The sequence below is a fragment of the Streptomyces sp. NPDC055962 genome (assembly GCF_042270185.1).
Taxonomy (GTDB): Bacteria; Actinomycetota; Actinomycetes; order Streptomycetales; family Streptomycetaceae; genus Streptomyces.
In genome coordinates this window covers 373,070-388,957 of record NZ_JBHJYN010000004.1, presented here as the reverse complement: position 1 = coordinate 388,957, position 15,888 = coordinate 373,070, and the positions used below count along the sequence as shown (strand labels likewise).

Genomic DNA, 15,888 nt, shown 5'->3' with positions numbered 1-15,888 from the left:
GTGTCCTTCCGCTCCCGGATCCGGGAAGCATGCGGCGGGAGCTGTGCCCCCCACAGCCGCGTTGCCCCACCACGGGAGGCCCCATGACGAAACGTGCAGGAATTCTGGTCGCCGTCGGCGCCACGGTCGCGGGTCTGGTGACCGCCGCGCCCTCCACCGCTTCCGCACCCTCCACCACCCCCGCCGCCGCGCCGCTCAAGTGGACCGGCTGCGGGACGAAGTCCTACCCGACGCTGCAGTGCGCAACGGTCACCGCGCCGCTCGACCATGACAACCCGTCGGGCAGGCCGGTCACCCTCGCCCTGTCCCGGGTCCCGCACACGGCGAAGACCTCGCAGGGCCCCCTGCTGGTCAATCCGGGCGGCCCCGGCGGCAGCGGGCTCTCCATGGCGGGTTTCGTGGCGGCCTCGCTGCCGAAGAAGCTCGCCGCCCAGTACGACGTGATCGGGTTCGACCCGCGCGGAGTCGGGAAGAGCAGGCCCGCGCTGAACTGCCTGCCGAAGTACTTCGAGCCGGTGCGCCCCGACACCGTGCCGGACTCCTACGAGGCGGAGAGGACCGCGCGCAACCGGGCCGCCTCCTTCGCCGCCGCGTGCGGCGAGAAGCACGGCGACCTGCTGCCGTACATGGACACCGTCAGCGCCGCGAAGGACCTCGACGTCATCCGCCGGGCCCTCGGCGCGAAGCAGATCAACTACTTCGGATACTCGTACGGGACCTACCTGGGCGCGGTCTACGCCAAGCTGTTCCCGCAGCACGTGCGCCGCCTGGTACTCGATTCCGTCGTCGACCCCGACGGCGTCTGGTACGAGGACAACCTCGCCCAGGACCACGCGTTCGACGCCCGTCACAAGGCCTTCGCCGCGTGGGTCGCGAAGAACGACGCCACGTACGAACTGGGCACCGACCCGGCGCAGGTGGAAGCCGCGTGGTACGGGATGCGCGAGGCGGTGAAGAAGCACCCCGCGGCCGGCAAGGTCGGGCCGGGCGAGCTCGAGGACACCTTCATGCCGGGCGGCTACTACGACGGCTACTGGCCGCGCCTCGCCGAGACCTTCGCGGCGTACGTGAACGACGACGACGAGGACGCGCTCGCCACCGCCTACGAGGACTTCGCCGCCGTGGACAGGAGCGGGGAGAACGGGTACTCCGTCTACACGGCCGTCCAGTGCCGTGACGCCGGCTGGCCCCGCACCTGGAGCACCTGGCGCAACGACACCTGGGAGGCGCACGCGAAGGCGCCGTTCATGACGTGGAACAACACCTGGTACAACGCACCGTGCGCCACGTGGCCGGTGGAACCCCTGGAACCGGTGCGGGTCACCAACGACGCCATCCCGCCCGCTCTCGTCTTCCAGGCCACCGACGACGCGGCCACCCCGTACGAGGGCGGCGTCACCATGAGCCGCGGGCTCAAGGGCTCCGGCCTCGTCGTGGAGGAGGGCGGCGGCAACCACGGCATCACGCTGAGCGGCAACAACTGCCTGGACAAGCACCTGGTGCGCTACCTGACGGACGGCACGCTCCCGGCCGCCGCCGGCAGCGGGGCGGACGCGGTCTGCGCCGCCCTGCCGGAGCCGAAGGCGACCACGGCCACCAAGGAGGGCACGAACACGAAGGGCAAGACGCTGCACGGGCTGCTCGGCTTCCGCGGCTGAGAAACCGCGATGCCTCCCGCCGGGGGCGTACGCCAGGATGGACCGCGTGACGACACGCCCCACCCCTGCGTACGCCCCCGGCCTGCGTATACGCGCCATGACACTCGACGACTGCGCCGCCGTGGCGGACATCCGGGTGCGCGGCTGGCAGGCGGCGTACGCAGGGATGGTCCCCCAGGAGTACCTGGACGCGATGGACGTCGCCGAGGACACCGGACGCCGGCGCGCGTACCTCAGCGCCGGCGGACCTGCCGTGAACCTGGTCGCCGAGACACCGGACACCACGCTGACCGGCTGGGCCTGCTACGGCCCCTGCCGGGACGAGGGCGCGCTCCCCGGGAGCGCGGAGCTGTACGCGCTCTACGCACACCCCGACCGGATCGGCACCGGAGTGGGGCGCTCTCTGCTCACGGAAGTGGTCTCGCGCGCCTCGGCGGAGGGATTCGGCGGGATGGCGCTCCGGGTACTGAGGGAGAACGAACGCGCCCGCCGCTTCTACGAACAGGCGGGCTTCCGGCCGGACGGCACGGCGGAGGCGTTCGAGGCCGCCGGAACCCTGGTGCCCGAGGTCAGATACATCCGCCCCCTCACCCCGCCGGCAGCCGCCTGAGCGCCTCCGCCGCCGCCGTGCCCAGGCGCGGGTGCGGCAGGGCCGCCTCCAGGACGGGACGTGCCCGGCCGTCTCCCAGGGTGCCCAGCCCTTCGACGCAGGCGAGCGCGACGTGCCAGTGCGGCTCGCCGGGGACCAGCAGCCGGTGCAGCGTGCTGACCAGGGCGGGTACGGACTCGGGGGCGCGCAGGGCCGCGAGCAGCCGCACCGGGTGCAGGGCATAGGCCGTCCGCAGGCTGTTCGTGGCGAGCGCGGCCGCGGCCTTGGGCGTCCGGGGGTCGCCGAGGAGCCGCAGGGCGTGGGCGGCCGAGACGCAGCGCTCGGGGTCACGGTGGTTGAGGAGGAGCACCAGCGCCTCGAAGGCCCGGCGGTCCCCCCGGCAGCCGAGCCGGAACGCCGCGATCTCGCGGGCCCACAGGGGGCGTTCGCGTGCGACGAGCACCTCGGCAAGTTCTTCGTCGTCCTCGGTGGCGACGAGCCGGCGGAAGACCTCCGGCTCACCCGCCTCGCTCCCGAGCCGGTCCGTCAGCGAGCGGAACTCCTCATCCATGACGGTGAGTTTATCCGTGCGCACGCACCGTGTTCGCCGAACTGTGTGCCAGCGCACAGACCGTCAGGGCTGGCGCGCTCGTTACTCGCCGGTTAATCTCAAGTGAGCGGGACACACTCCCCGCCGGCTCCGGTGGCCTGGTGACGCAGCCACCCGGAGTGCTTGTCGGTTCGGCAGTTGCGGACGCGGCCCGGGACAGGGCCCGTCACCTTTCTCCCCGGTGTGCCGTGCGCACCCGGGACCGTGCACCACGACACGCAGTTCCCGCGCGCTGAGCGCCGGCCGGGTTCTCGGCCACGCGCGCCGTCGTGCTCCTCTTCAGTCGTCACTCACCCTGGAGTCCCGTGATGGACACCCCGCTCACCACCATTGCCGTCGTCGGTCTCGGCACGATGGGAACCGGCATCGCCGAGGTCCTGGCCCGGGCCGGCCGTGAGGTCATCGGCATCGACGTCAGCGAAGCCGCCGCCCGTCAGGCCGTCGCCTCCCTTGAGGCCGCCACCGCGCGTTCCGTGCGCCGCGAGCGCATCACGGAGCAGGAGCGGCGCGACATCCTCGCCCGGTTCCGCACGTTCACCGATCTCCAGGCCGTCGCGGACGCGGAGCTGGTCATCGAGGTCGTGCCGGAGACCTACGAGATCAAGCAGCAGGTCTTCCGCGAGCTGGACGCGGTCGTCTCCCCCGGCGCGATCCTGGCGACGGGCACGAACGCCCTGTCCGTGACCCGGCTGGCCGCCGAGTCGCAGCACCCCGAGCGGGTCCTCGGTCTGCACTTCTTCAACCCGGCGCCCGCGATGAAGCTCGTCGAGGTGGTCTCCTCCGTGCTGACCGCCCCGCCGGCCGTGGAGAGCGTGACCCGGCTGGCCCGTGAGCTGGGCAAGGAGCCGGTCGCGGTCGGTGACCGTCCGGGGTTCGTCGCGGACGGTCTGCTGTTCGGCTACCTCAACCAGGCCGCCGCGATGTACGAGGCGAACTATGCCTCCCGCGAGGACATCGACGCCGCCATGAAGCTGGGCTGCGGCCTGCCGATGGGCCCCCTGGCCCTGCTCGACCTGATCGGCATCGACACGGCGCGCACGGTCCTGGAGGCCATGTACGCGGCGTCCCACGACCGGCTGCACGCCCCGGCCCCGGTGCTCGGGCAGCTCAGCGAGGCGGGGCTGACCGGCCGCAAGGCGGGCCGCGGCTTCTACACCTACGACGCCCCCGGCGGCCAGGACGTGGTGCCGGACGCCCTGACGCCCGCGGAGAGCGCGGGCGCGGCGACCGGACGCGAGGTCTCCTCGGTCGGTGTGGCCGGTTCCGGGACGATGGCCTCGGGTATCGCGGAGGTCTTCGCGAAGGCCGGTTACGCCGTGGTCCTCGCCGCACGCAGCCAGGAGAAGGCCGACACGGCCAAGGCCCGGATCGCCACGTCCCTGGGCCGTTCGGTCTCCAAGGGGCGCCTCACGGAGGAGGCCCGGGACGAGACGCTCGCCAGGATCACTCCGGCCGGCACGCTGGACTCCTTCGCCGACGTCGACCTGGCGGTCGAGGCGGTCGCCGAGGACCTGGAGATCAAGCGGGAGCTCTTCGCGACGCTGGACAAGGTCTGCAAGCCGGGCGCGGTGCTCGCGACCACCACCTCGTCCCTCCCGGTCGTGGCGGTCGCACGGGTGACCTCGCGCCCCGAGGACGTCGTCGGGATGCACTTCTTCAACCCGGCGCCCGCCATGAAGCTGGTCGAGGTGGTCCGCACGGTGCTGACCGCCGACGACGTGCACGCCACGGTCCGCGAGGTCTGCCTCAAGGTGCGCAAGCACCCGGTGGACTGCGGCGACCGGGCCGGATTCATCGTGAACGCGCTGCTGTTCCCCTACCTCAACAACGCGATCAAGATGGTCGAGGAGCACTACGCGACGCTCGACGACATCGACGCGGCCATGAAGCTCGGCGGCGGTTACCCGATGGGGCCGTTCGAGCTCCTGGACGTTGTCGGCCTGGACGTCTCACTGGCCATCGAGAAGGTCCTCCACAGCGAGTTCCGCGACCCGGGCCTCGCCCCGGCGCCGCTGCTCGAACACCTGGTGGCCGCAGGCTGCCTCGGCCGCAAGACGGGGCGCGGCTTCCGCGAATATGCCCGCCGCTGAGGTGCCCGCGGCAGGCGACGCCACGTCGCCCGCCGCCGGGCCCCCCGGGCGGGGGGCCCGGTGGGGCGGGCTGCTCGGACCCTCGGGTGACCTGCCCCCACAGGCGCACTCCCCTGCACCGATGGGTTACGTTCACCTCATGTCCCAACCCGCCAAGTCCCCTCGTTCCTCCGCCGCGACGGACGCCCCGGAGAGTGCCGCGAGCACCCGGGCCGCCGCCCAACGGCTCAAAATGCGCCGCGAACTGGCCGCGGCGGCGATGGAACTCTTCGCCACGAAGGGGTACGAGGCGACGACGGTCGACGAGATCGCCGGGGCCGCCGGGGTCGCCCGGCGCACGTTCTTCCGCCACTTCCGCTCCAAGGAAGAGGCCATCTTCCCGGACCACGACGACACCCTCGTCAGGGCCGAGGCCGTCCTCAACGCCGCCCCCGCGCACGAGCACCCGCTCGACACCGTGTGCCGCGGCATCAAGGAGGTCATGAAGATGTACGCGGCGAAGCCCGCAGTCTCCGTGGCGCGCTACAAGCTGACCCGTGAGGTGCCCACGCTCCGCGAGGCGGAGATCGCCTCGGTGGCCCGCTACGAGCGGCTTTTCACGCGCTATCTGCTGGGCCACTTCGACGAGCGCGACCACCACGTCGGCAACGACGACCCGCTGCTGGCCGAGGTGGCAGCGTCCGCGGTGGTGACCGCGCACAACCATGTGCTGCGGCGCTGGCTGCGGGCCGACGGCCAGGGCGACGTGGAGACCCAGCTCGACCACGCCTTCGCGATCGTGCGGGAGACCTTCGGCACGGGGATCGGGGCGGGCAGGACCGTGGGCGGCGACGCCGGGAGGGCGCCCGCCGCCACGGCGTCCAAGGAGGGCGAGGTGCTGGTCGCGGTGGCCCGTACGGACGCACCGCTCGACGAGGTCATGCGCACGATCCAGCAGGCCCTCAAGGAGACCTGAGCCCGGACCGGTCCGCTCTCATCCCTCGACGGGCTGCACCTCCGCGCCCGCGTACCAGGGCGGTGGTGCGGAGCCCTCGCTCCACGCCGTGAGTTCGTCGAGACCGACGCAGAGGATGCCGCACCGGTCGGCGTACTCGAGGGCCGGGTCGGTGAACTCCCCGGTGGTGACGACGAGGGCCACCTCGGCCCCGTGGACGGCGTAGCAGGTGCCGCCGAAGCGCTGGAGGTCCTGGGAGCCGACCTTGTTGTCGCTCGTGTACCTCTTGCACTGCACGACCAGGCGGCGCCCGTCCGGGGTCGTGGCCACCACGTCCGCGCCGAGGTCGCCGGCGCCCCCGACGACCTCGGCGTCCGCGCAGCCGTCGCGCCGGCAGAGAGCGGCCACGGCCTCCTCGAATTCGTACGGGTCCATGGCCGCGTAGTCGACGGGCCGCGGCGGCTCGGGGTCAGGGACGGCGGCCGGCTGCGGGAGCTCCTCCAGAGCGGCGTCCACGACCTCGTACGCCGCCTCGACGGCCGCCTCGGCCGCCCGGGCCGCCGCCCTGCGGCTACGGCGCGCACGCAGGAGCACCACGACGGCGGCCACCAGCCCGACGGCCGAGACGGCGGCGACCGCCGGATGCCGTCCGGCGCTCTCCAGTGCCGTGCGGACCATGAGTCCCACGCCGCAGACCAGGACCGCGACGAGCGCGAACCCGAACGCCGTCCGCCGCACGTCGAACGCGGGCCTGCGGCCCTGCCCGGCGCCTCTGCGCGTCTGTATGCCCATCGTGTACCCACCCCTGTCCCTGTGACCAAGTCAAGATCACTTCCGTCTGCCCCGTCCGGCCGGGTCGACGCACCTGCGGCGGGAAACCCGGTGGTCGGGGCGGTGGCGCCCGTGCTCGGATGCGCGCATGGAATCTGACGAGATGCTGGCCCTCTTCGACCACGAGATGCGCGAACACGCCCGCCCCGAAGGTCCCGGCGTACGGGTCGAGCGCGCATCCGGCGTCGTCCGCCAGGTCGGCTCCGCCGACGACTGGAACGGGGTCGTCTGGACGGCTCCGGACCTCGATGCCGTACGGGCCGAAGCGGTGATCGCGGAGCAGGTGGAGCACTACACCGCCCTCGGGCACGAGGAGTTCGAGTGGAAGCTGTACTCCCACGACCGGCCCGCCGACCTGGGCGGGAGGCTCCTGGCGGCGGGTTTCGCGGCGGAACCGCCGGAAACCCTGTTCGTCGCGCCGGCCGCCGGCCTGGCCTCCGCCGCGGAACTCCCGGCCGGCACGGAGCTCCGTACCGTGTCCGACGCGGCGGGAGTGGAGCTGATGGTCCGGGCGCACGAGCTGGCCTTCGGCACCGACGGTTCACGGCTGCGCCACCAGGCCCTGGCCCGCCTGGCCGACGACACCTTCCACGCGGTCGTGGTCCTCGCGGACGGCGAGCCCGTGAGCTCGGCCCGGACGGAACTCCACCCCGGCACCGGCTTCGCGAGCCTCTGGGGCGGCGGCACGGCGCCCGGGTGGCGCGGCAGGGGCATCTACCGGGCGCTGATCGCCCACCGCGCCCGCTTCGCCGCCGAGCGCGGCTACCGCTTCCTCCAGGTCGACGCGACGGATCAGTCCGCCCCGATCCTGCGGCGGCTCGGCTTCACGGCGCTGAGCACGACGACGCCGTACGTGTACCGCACCGCGCCGTAGCCGTCACAAAAGAGGGGCCAACGCGACATACCGCCCATGATGTTGCTCATGCGTGCCTACGAGATGACAACTGAGAGAAATTGTTGGCACTGGGTGCCTTGCCACCTGTCACGGAGTGCCATACGTTGAAGGCGTCCGGGCGGCCGGCGTGCAGAGATCTCTCGTACGCCGGCTGTCCCCGCAGACCACGTGTCAGCGCGCCCGGGCGCCTGCGTCACAGGCACACCTTTCTGCTCCACCGAGCAGGCACACAGCACCGCCCGCCGAACCGACGGCACACCTCCACACCGCACCGCTCCCCTGACCACAGGGGTCCTCCGAGCGTTTCCCCCGACGCCGGAGACCCGATCTGCCGGAGGCATCACCGTGAAGGAAATCCTGGACGCGATCCAGTCGCAGGACAGCACCGCCGCGGACTTCGCGGCCCTGTCCGTCCCCGAGTCGTATCGCGCGGTGACCGTGCACAAGGACGAGGCGGAGATGTTCGCCGGAGTCGCCAGCCGCGACAAGGACCCGCGCAAGTCCCTCCACGTGGAGGACGTGCCGGTGCCCGAGCTCGGACCGGGCGAGGCCCTGGTCGCGGTCATGGCCAGCTCGGTGAACTACAACTCCGTCTGGACCTCGATCTTCGAGCCGGTCTCGACCTTCGGCTTCCTGGAGCGCTACGGGAAGCTCAGCGACCTCAGCAAGCGCCACGACCTGCCGTACCACGTCATCGGATCCGACCTGGCGGGCGTCGTCCTGCGCACCGGGCCGGGCGTCAACGCCTGGAACCCGGGCGACGAGGTCGTCGCGCACTGCCTCTCGGTCGAGCTGGAGTCCTCCGACGGCCACAACGACACGATGCTCGACCCGGAGCAGCGCATCTGGGGCTTCGAGACCAACTTCGGCGGCCTGGCCGAGATCGCGCTCGTCAAGTCCAACCAGCTGATGCCCAAGCCGAAGCACCTCAGCTGGGAGGAGGCCGCATCGCCGGGCCTGGTCAACTCCACCGCGTACCGCCAGCTCGTCTCGCGCAACGGCGCGGGCATGAAGCAGGGCGACAACGTCCTGATCTGGGGCGCGAGCGGCGGACTCGGCTCCTACGCGACGCAGTTCGCGCTGGCCGGCGGCGCCAACCCGATCTGTGTCGTCTCCAGCCCGGAGAAGGCCGAGATCTGCCGGGCGATGGGCGCCGAGGCGGTCATCGACCGCAACGCGGAAGGCTACAAGTTCTGGAAGGACGAGCGCACCCAGGACCCGAAGGAGTGGAAGCGCTTCGGCAAGCGCATCCGCGAGTTCACCGGCGGCGAGGACATCGACATCGTCTTCGAGCACCCGGGCCGCGAGACCTTCGGCGCCTCGGTCTACGTCACCCGCAAGGGCGGCACCATCACGACCTGCGCCTCCACCTCGGGCTACATGCACGAGTACGACAACCGCTACCTGTGGATGTCCCTCAAGCGGATCATCGGCTCCCACTTCGCCAACTACCGCGAGGCGTGGGAGGCCAACCGCCTGATCGCCAAGGGGAAGATCCACCCGACGCTCTCCAAGGTCTACTCCCTGGAGGACACCGGCCAGGCCGCGTACGACGTGCACCGCAACCTCCACCAGGGCAAGGTCGGCGTGCTCGCGCTGGCGCCCCGCGAGGGCCTGGGTGTGCGGGACACGGAGCTCCGCGAGCAGCACATCGACGCCATCAACCGCTTCCGCAACGTCTGAGGTCCACCATGACCGAACGTCAGAAGGACCGTCCGTGGCTCATGCGGACGTACGCCGGCCACTCGACGGCCGAGGCGTCCAACGAGCTGTACCGGCGCAACCTCGCCAAGGGCCAGACGGGTCTGTCGGTCGCCTTCGATCTGCCCACGCAGACCGGGTACGACCCCGACCACGTCCTCGCCCGCGGCGAGGTGGGCCGGGTCGGCGTGCCGGTCTCGCACCTCGGTGACATGCGGCGGCTGTTCCAGGACATCCCCCTGGAGCAGATGAACACCTCGATGACGATCAACGCCACCGCGATGTGGCTGCTGGCGCTCTACCAGGTGGTCGCCGAGGAGCAGGGGGCGGACCCCGACAGGCTCCAGGGCACGACACAGAACGACATCGTGAAGGAGTACCTGTCGCGGGGGACGCACGTCTTCCCGCCTGGCCCCTCGCTGCGGCTGACGACCGACATGATCACGTACACGGTCAACCGCATCCCGAAGTGGAACCCGATCAACATCTGCAGCTACCACCTGCAGGAGGCGGGGGCCACTCCGGTCCAGGAGATCGCGTACGCCATGTCGACGGCCATCGCGGTGCTCGACGCCGTGCGCGACTCGGGGCAGGTGCCCGAGGAGCGGTTCGGGGACGTCGTCGCACGCATCTCCTTCTTCGTGAACGCGGGGGTCCGCTTCATCGAGGAGATGTGCAAGATGCGCGCCTTCGGCCGCATCTGGGACCAGGTCACTCGGGAGCGGTACGGCATCGCGAACCCGAAGCAGCGCCGCTTCCGCTACGGCGTACAGGTCAACTCGCTGGGGCTGACGGAGGCGCAGCCGGAGAACAACGTCCAGCGCATCGTCCTGGAGATGCTGGCCGTCACGCTCTCCAAGGACGCGCGCGCCCGGGCCGTGCAGCTGCCCGCCTGGAACGAGGCGCTTGGCCTGCCGCGTCCCTGGGACCAGCAGTGGTCGCTCCGCATCCAGCAGGTGCTCGCGCACGAGAGCGACCTGCTGGAGTACGAGGACATCTTCGCCGGTTCGCACGTGATCGAGGCCAAGGTCGAGGAGCTGGTCACCGAGTCCCTGGCGGAGATCGACCGCATCCAGCAGATGGGCGGCGCGATGGCCGCCGTCGAGTCGGGATACCTCAAGTCGGAGCTCGTCTCCTCGCACGCCGCGCGGCGGGCGAGGATCGAGGCCGGCGAGGAGAAGATCGTCGGCGTCAACATCTACGGGACGACGGAGCCCAACCCGCTGACCGCCGACCTGGACGCGGCGATCATGACGGTGGACCCCGAGAACGAGGCACGGGTCGTCGCCGCGCTGCACGAGTGGCGCGACAACCGCGACGAGGCCCGCGCCACCGAGGCGCTGACGGCCCTGAAGAAGGCCGCGGCCGGCACCGCGAACATGATGGAGGCGACCGTCGAGTGCGCCCGGGCGGGCGTCACCACCGGTGAGTGGGCCTGGGCCCTGCGCGACGTCTTCGGTGAGTTCCGGGCACCGACGGGCGTCTCCTCCGCCCCGGTGGCGGTCACCGCCGAGCCCGGCACCCCGCTCGCCGTGGTCCGCGAGAAGGTGGCCCGCACCGCCGGGGACCTGGGCGTGGGACGGCTGCGGCTGCTGGTCGGCAAGCCCGGCCTCGACGGGCACTCCAACGGCGCCGAACAGATCGCCGTACGGGCCAGGGACGCCGGCTTCGAGGTGGTCTACCAGGGCATCCGGCTGACGCCCGAGCAGATCACGGACGCCGCGCTCGCCGAGGACGTGCACTGCGTCGGCCTGTCCATCCTGTCCGGCTCGCACGCCGAGCTGGTGCCGGACGTGCTGAACCGGCTGCGTGACGCCGGTGCGCCGGACATCCCGGTGATCGCCGGCGGCATCATCCCGGGGGCCGACGCACGCGCCCTCATCGCGGCCGGCGTCGCCGCCGTCTTCACCCCGAAGGACTTCGGCATCACCGAGATCATCGGCCGTATCGTCGACGAGATCCGGAAAGCGAACAAGCTCGACCCTCTGGAGGTCCCCGCATGACCACGCCCGTGAACCGGCTGCGCCCCCGCCGCTCGTGTCTGGCGGTGCCCGGCTCGAACCCGCGGTTCCTGGAGAAGGCCCAGGGCCTCCCCGCCGACCAGGTGTTCCTGGACCTGGAGGACGCCTGCGCCCCGCTTGCCAAGGAGGGCGCGAGGCACCACATCGTCGACGCGCTCAACAACGGCGACTGGACGGGCAAGACCCGGGTCGTGCGGGTGAACGACTGGACGACGCACTGGACCTACCGCGACGTCATCACGGTCGTCGAGGGCGCCGGCCCGAACCTCGACTGCATCATGCTGCCGAAGGTCCAGGACGCCCAGCAGGTCGTCGCGCTGGACCTGCTGCTGACCCAGATCGAGAAGACGATGGGCTTCGAGGTGGGCCGCATCGGCATCGAGGCGCAGATCGAGAACGCCAAGGGCCTGGTGAACATCGACGACATCGCCGCCGCCTCGCCCCGCCTGGAGACCCTGATCTTCGGCCCGGCCGACTTCATGGCCTCGATCAACATGAAGACCCTGGTCGTCGGCCAGCAGCCGCCCGGTTACCCGGCGGACGCGTACCACTACATCCTGATGCGCATCCTGATGGCGGCCCGCACGCACGACCTCCAGGCGATCGACGGCCCGTTCCTCCAGATCCGCGACGTGGACGCCTACCGCGAGGTCGCCGGGCGGGCCGCGGCGCTGGGCTTCGACGGCAAGTGGGTGCTGCACCCGGGCCAGGTCGACGCGGCGAACGAGGTCTTCTCCCCCTCGCAGGAGGACTACGACCACGCCGAGCTCATCCTCGACGCCTACGACTGGTGCACCTCCGAGGAGGGCGGCAAGAAGGGCTCGGCCATGCTCGGCGACGAGATGATCGACGAGGCCAGCCGCAAGATGGCCCTGGTCATCGCGGGCAAGGGCCGCGCGGCCGGCATGCAGCGCACCTCCAAGTTCGAAGCCCCGGAGGCCTGACATGCAGTTCGGACGCACCTATGAGGAGTTCGAGGTCGGTGCTGTTTACAAGCACTGGCCGGGAAAGACGGTCACGGAGTACGACGACCACCTGTTCTGCCTGCTGACCATGAATCATCACCCGCTGCACATGGACAGCAACTACGCCGAGAAGACGACGGATTTCGGGAAGAACGTCGTCGTGGGCAATTACATCTACTCGCTCCTTCTCGGCATGTCGGTGCCGGACGTCTCCGGAAAGGCGATCGCCAATCTGGAGGTGGAGTCGCTGAAGCACGTGGCGCCGACCTTCCACGGCGACACGATCTACGGCGAGACGACCGTGCTCGACAAGACGCCGTCGAGGTCCAAGAGCGACCGCGGCATCGTCCACGTGGAGACGAAGGGCTACAAGCAGGACGGCACGCTGGTCTGCGTGTTCCGCCGCAAGGTGATGGTGCCCACCGGGACGTACATCAAGGAGCGTGGCGGAGAGCAGCCCGGCCGCCCGGAGATCGTGTCACCGTCGAGCAAGAACGTGGAGAAGTAGCCATGAGCCGACTCGCGCAGACCGCCGGTCTGACGGACGTCCAGCAGGAAATCCTCTCCACGGTCCGTGATTTCGTCGACAAGGAGATCATTCCTGTCGCGACCCAGCTGGAGCACCGGGACGAGTATCCGACGGAGATCGTCGAAGGACTCAAGGAGCTCGGCCTGTTCGGGCTGATGATCCCGGAGGAGTACGGCGGCCTGGGCGAGTCGCTCCTCACGTACGCGCTGTGCGTCGAGGAGATCGCCCGGGGCTGGATGAGCGTGTCGGGCATCATCAACACGCACTTCATCGTGGCCTACATGCTCAAGCAGCACGGCACGCAGGAGCAGAAGGACACGTTCCTGCCCCGGATGGCGCTGGGCGAGGTGCGGGGCGCGTTCTCGATGTCCGAGCCGGCGCTGGGTTCCGACGTCTCGGCGATCACGTCCAAGGGCGTGAAGGAGGGTGACGAGTACGTCCTCGACGGCCAGAAGATGTGGCTGACGAACGGCGGCACGTCGACGCTCGTCGCCGTCCTGTGCAGGAGTGACGAAGGCCACCCCGAGGGGACCGCCCCGCACAAGTCGATGACGACGTTCCTGGTCGAGAAGGAGGCGGGCTTCGGAGAGGTCCGCCCCGGTCTCACGATCCCGGGGAAGATCGACAAGATGGGCTACAAGGGCGTCGACACGACCGAGCTCATCATGGACGGACTACGCATTCCGGCCAATCGTGTGCTGGGTGGCACCACCGGCCGAGGTTTTTACCAAATGATGGACGGTGTCGAGGTGGGGCGGGTGAATGTCGCCGCGCGTGGCTGCGGTGTCGCGCAGCGTGCGTTCGAGCTCGGTGTTTCCTACGCCCAGCAGCGCCAGACCTTCGGAAAGCAGATCGCACAGCACCAGGCGATCCAGTTCAAACTGGCTGAAATGGCCACCAAGGTCGAAGCGGCGCATGCGATGATGGTGAACGCAGCTCGCAAAAAGGACTCCGGGGAGCGGAACGACCTGGAGGCAGGGATGGCGAAGTACCTCGCCTCCGAGTACTGCAAGGAAGTCGTCGAGGACGCCTTCCGTATCCACGGCGGCTACGGCTTCTCCAAGGAGTACGAGATCGAGCGCCTCTACCGTGAGGCACCGATGCTGCTGATCGGTGAAGGTACCGCCGAGATCCAGAAAATGATCATCGGTCGCCGGCTGCTCGAGGAGTACCGGCTCCAGGGCTGAAATGTCCCTTACGGGGTGATTTGGTGGCGAAGAACATCACACCGGGTCACCCCTGTCCGGAGCCTTTCAGCTGTCCGACTCGGCTGCTGGCTTGCCCAGTTGCCGCTCGCACCCGATAGCATCGCCGGAAAGCCGCCGTCCCCCCGTTGCCAGCGCGGCATCATCCGCTACGAAGGTCATCCATGCCCGACAGCCAAATCCCTGCATCGCGCGGAGGGGTCCGCCTCGCCCGCGGAGCATCGCCGTGGCTCCTCCCGACCGTCGCCACCGCGGCACTCAGCCTCGCCCGGGCCCGCAAGTCCGGACGCTGGGCCGCCGTGGCCGTGCCCACCACCGCGCTCGCGGCGGGCATGCTCTGGTTCTTCCGCGACCCCGAGCGCGAGATCACCCAGGGTCGCGTCATCTCGCCGGCCGACGGAGTGGTGCAGAGCATCATGCCGTGGAAGGACGGGCGCACTCGCGTCGCGATCTTCATGAGCCCGCTGAACGTGCACGTGAACCGGGCGCCCCTGTCCGGCACGGTGACCTCGGTCGAGCACATTCCGGGCGGGTTCGTCCCGGCGTTCAACAAGGAGAGCGAGAACAACGAGCGCGTTGTCTGGCACTTCGACACCGAGCTCGGCGACATCGAGATGGTGCAGATCGCGGGAGCGGTCGCCCGTCGCATCGTCCCCTACATCCCGCAGGGCACGAAGGTGGAGCAGGGCGAACGCATCGGTCTGATCCGCTTCGGCTCGCGCGTGGACATCTACCTTCCGGAAGGTGTCGACGTCGCGGTCGAGGTCGGCCAGGCCACGACCGCGGGGGTGACTCGAATTGACCGTGATTGATCCCGATACCCAGGCGAGCTGGGTGCCCGAGGCGGAGGAGCAGGACGACGCCGAGGACATGCCGCTCTCGATGCGGCTGTCGATAGCGGACACGCTCACGCTCGGTAACGCCACGTGCGGTTTCATGGCGGTATACTTCACCACCACGGGGATCCTCATCCCGCACCTCACGGGCAGCGACGAGTCGGGCATGGCCAGGCACTCCGCGGCGACCGCGGTGATCCTGATGCTCATGGCCGCCGTGTTCGACCTCTTCGACGGCCTCGTGGCGCGCAAGCTGCGTTCGTCGCCGATGGGGGCGGAGCTGGACAACCTCTCCGACCTCATCAGCTTCGGCCTCGCCCCGGCGTACTTCGTCCTGGTGTACGGGATGGTCGCGGACGACGCCCACCAGCGGGTGTCGGCGCTCGCGGCCATCGTGGTGCTGCTGGCGGTGGTGCTCAGGCTTGCGCGGTTCTCGTGTGTGACCTTGAAGGACGGCATGTTCCAGGGCATGCCGAGCCCCTTCGGAGCGCTGACGGTCGTTTCGATCGTGCTCCTGGAGCTGCCCTTCGTGCCGACGCTGCTCGCGATCATCGGAGTGGCGTGGCTGATGGTCAGCCGGGTCGAGTACCCGAAGCCGCGGGGAGTCCTCGCGGTGGCGATGCTCAGCTGGATCGTGGCCGCGATGGGGCTCCTCGCCGCGTGGGCGTTCGACGCCCCCGGCGGCCAGCTGCTCCTTCAGACCGGCTGCGCCCTGCAGGTCGTCCTGGGGGCGGTGATCCCGCTCTTCGCCACGGCACGGCGGGTGAACACCTTCCGCGACAACCGGCGCGAGGCACGGGCGGCACAGCTCCCGTAACCAGGCTCGGACAGAGTGCGACGAGGGCCCGGACGCTCCCCAGCGTCCGGGCCCTCGCGCGTGCGCGGACAGCGTGTGCGGGCCGCCCTCGCGCGTGCGGCGACAGGGGCCCCGGTGCGCCTCCGCGGCAAGCACCTGGCCTCCCGGGCCGCCCCTGGCCCGCTCACGGCCTGCAGAGGGTGCGCTGCCGCCCGTCGCGGGGGACGC

14 protein-coding genes are annotated in these 15,888 nt (G+C 70.3%); 12 read left to right on the top strand and 2 right to left on the bottom strand.

Features of this window, described 5'->3' with window-relative positions:
* Positions 1-83 precede the first annotated feature (83 nt).
* Both ACFC51_RS15360 and ACFC51_RS15355 read left to right on the top strand, forming a co-directional pair.
* Positions 84-1,658, top strand: a complete 1,575-nt coding sequence (locus ACFC51_RS15360; RefSeq protein WP_376529017.1) for an alpha/beta hydrolase — start codon at positions 84-86, stop codon at positions 1,656-1,658.
* A 37-nt stretch (positions 1,659-1,695) separates the two neighbouring features.
* Entirely contained in the window at positions 1,696-2,268 is a 573-nt protein-coding gene (locus ACFC51_RS15355; RefSeq protein ID WP_376370274.1) for a GNAT family N-acetyltransferase, read from the top strand.
* On the opposite strand, the gene ACFC51_RS15350 is transcribed toward ACFC51_RS15355, so the two are convergent.
* On the bottom strand, positions 2,246-2,818 hold the full coding sequence (locus tag ACFC51_RS15350; RefSeq protein WP_376370276.1) for an adenylosuccinate lyase: 573 nt from the start codon (positions 2,816-2,818) through the stop codon (positions 2,246-2,248). The two genes, ACFC51_RS15355 and ACFC51_RS15350, sit on opposite strands and share 23 nt — an antisense overlap.
* A gap of 347 nt (positions 2,819-3,165) precedes the next feature.
* Between ACFC51_RS15350 and ACFC51_RS15345 the strand changes: the two genes are divergently transcribed.
* Positions 3,166-4,947 carry a 3-hydroxyacyl-CoA dehydrogenase family protein gene (locus ACFC51_RS15345; protein WP_376529015.1) on the top strand — a complete coding sequence of 594 codons (1,782 nt, stop codon included), beginning with the start codon at positions 3,166-3,168 and terminating at the stop codon, positions 4,945-4,947.
* Between the two features lie 139 nt (positions 4,948-5,086).
* Positions 5,087-5,902, top strand: coding sequence for a TetR family transcriptional regulator (locus ACFC51_RS15340; RefSeq protein WP_376370280.1), 816 nt, complete (start codon positions 5,087-5,089; stop codon positions 5,900-5,902).
* 18 nt (positions 5,903-5,920) lie between these two features.
* Here ACFC51_RS15340 and ACFC51_RS15335 read toward each other — a convergent pair whose 3' ends face one another.
* A complete protein-coding gene (locus tag ACFC51_RS15335; RefSeq protein ID WP_376370281.1) occupies positions 5,921-6,673 on the bottom strand; it encodes a restriction endonuclease in 753 nt (250 codons plus the stop codon).
* Between the two features lie 127 nt (positions 6,674-6,800).
* On the opposite strand from ACFC51_RS15335, the gene ACFC51_RS15330 reads away from it, so the two are divergent.
* The 8 genes from ACFC51_RS15330 to pssA all read left to right on the top strand — a co-directional run bounded on the left by ACFC51_RS15330 (position 6,801) and on the right by pssA (position 15,681).
* The gene (locus ACFC51_RS15330; RefSeq protein WP_376529012.1) at positions 6,801-7,586 is read left to right on the top strand and encodes a GNAT family N-acetyltransferase; all 786 of its coding nucleotides are present in this window, start codon (positions 6,801-6,803) and stop codon (positions 7,584-7,586) included.
* A gap of 366 nt (positions 7,587-7,952) precedes the next feature.
* A complete protein-coding gene (ccrA, locus tag ACFC51_RS15325) occupies positions 7,953-9,290 on the top strand; it encodes a crotonyl-CoA carboxylase/reductase (protein WP_376370285.1) in 1,338 nt (445 codons plus the stop codon).
* Between the two features lie 8 nt (positions 9,291-9,298).
* A complete protein-coding gene (locus ACFC51_RS15320; RefSeq protein ID WP_376529010.1) occupies positions 9,299-11,311 on the top strand; it encodes a protein meaA in 2,013 nt (670 codons plus the stop codon).
* Entirely contained in the window at positions 11,308-12,273 is a 966-nt protein-coding gene (locus ACFC51_RS15315) for a CoA ester lyase (protein ID WP_073748756.1), read from the top strand. The genes ACFC51_RS15320 and ACFC51_RS15315 overlap by 4 nt, the downstream gene beginning before the upstream one ends.
* A 1-nt stretch (position 12,274) precedes the next feature.
* Positions 12,275-12,802, top strand: a complete 528-nt coding sequence (locus ACFC51_RS15310) for a MaoC family dehydratase (RefSeq protein WP_376370289.1) — start codon at positions 12,275-12,277, stop codon at positions 12,800-12,802.
* 2 nt (positions 12,803-12,804) lie between these two features.
* Entirely contained in the window at positions 12,805-14,010 is a 1,206-nt protein-coding gene (locus ACFC51_RS15305) for an acyl-CoA dehydrogenase family protein (protein ID WP_376370291.1), read from the top strand.
* Positions 14,011-14,192: 182 nt separating this feature from the next.
* The gene (locus ACFC51_RS15300; RefSeq protein ID WP_376370293.1) at positions 14,193-14,840 is read left to right on the top strand and encodes a phosphatidylserine decarboxylase; all 648 of its coding nucleotides are present in this window, start codon (positions 14,193-14,195) and stop codon (positions 14,838-14,840) included.
* Between the two features lie 22 nt (positions 14,841-14,862).
* The gene (pssA, locus tag ACFC51_RS15295) at positions 14,863-15,681 is read left to right on the top strand and encodes a CDP-diacylglycerol--serine O-phosphatidyltransferase (protein ID WP_014049394.1); all 819 of its coding nucleotides are present in this window, start codon (positions 14,863-14,865) and stop codon (positions 15,679-15,681) included.
* Positions 15,682-15,888 lie beyond the last annotated feature (207 nt).

Bases quoted from the DNA above. Each gene is read 5' to 3' on its own strand.
- ACFC51_RS15360 (WP_376529017.1), top strand. From the start codon at position 84: ATGACGAAACGTGCAGGAATTCTGGTCGCCGTCGGCGCCACGGTCGCG.
- ACFC51_RS15355 (WP_376370274.1), top strand. From the start codon at position 1,696: ATGGACCGCGTGACGACACGCCCCACCCCTGCGTACGCCCCCGGCCTG.
- ACFC51_RS15350 (WP_376370276.1), bottom strand. From the start codon at position 2,818: ATGGATGAGGAGTTCCGCTCGCTGACGGACCGGCTCGGGAGCGAGGCG.
- ACFC51_RS15345 (WP_376529015.1), top strand. From the start codon at position 3,166: ATGGACACCCCGCTCACCACCATTGCCGTCGTCGGTCTCGGCACGATG.
- ACFC51_RS15340 (WP_376370280.1), top strand. From the start codon at position 5,087: ATGTCCCAACCCGCCAAGTCCCCTCGTTCCTCCGCCGCGACGGACGCC.
- ACFC51_RS15335 (WP_376370281.1), bottom strand. From the start codon at position 6,673: ATGGGCATACAGACGCGCAGAGGCGCCGGGCAGGGCCGCAGGCCCGCG.
- ACFC51_RS15330 (WP_376529012.1), top strand. From the start codon at position 6,801: ATGGAATCTGACGAGATGCTGGCCCTCTTCGACCACGAGATGCGCGAA.
- ACFC51_RS15320 (WP_376529010.1), top strand. From the start codon at position 9,299: ATGACCGAACGTCAGAAGGACCGTCCGTGGCTCATGCGGACGTACGCC.
- ACFC51_RS15315 (WP_073748756.1), top strand. From the start codon at position 11,308: ATGACCACGCCCGTGAACCGGCTGCGCCCCCGCCGCTCGTGTCTGGCG.
- ACFC51_RS15310 (WP_376370289.1), top strand. From the start codon at position 12,275: ATGCAGTTCGGACGCACCTATGAGGAGTTCGAGGTCGGTGCTGTTTAC.
- ACFC51_RS15305 (WP_376370291.1), top strand. From the start codon at position 12,805: ATGAGCCGACTCGCGCAGACCGCCGGTCTGACGGACGTCCAGCAGGAA.
- ACFC51_RS15300 (WP_376370293.1), top strand. From the start codon at position 14,193: ATGCCCGACAGCCAAATCCCTGCATCGCGCGGAGGGGTCCGCCTCGCC.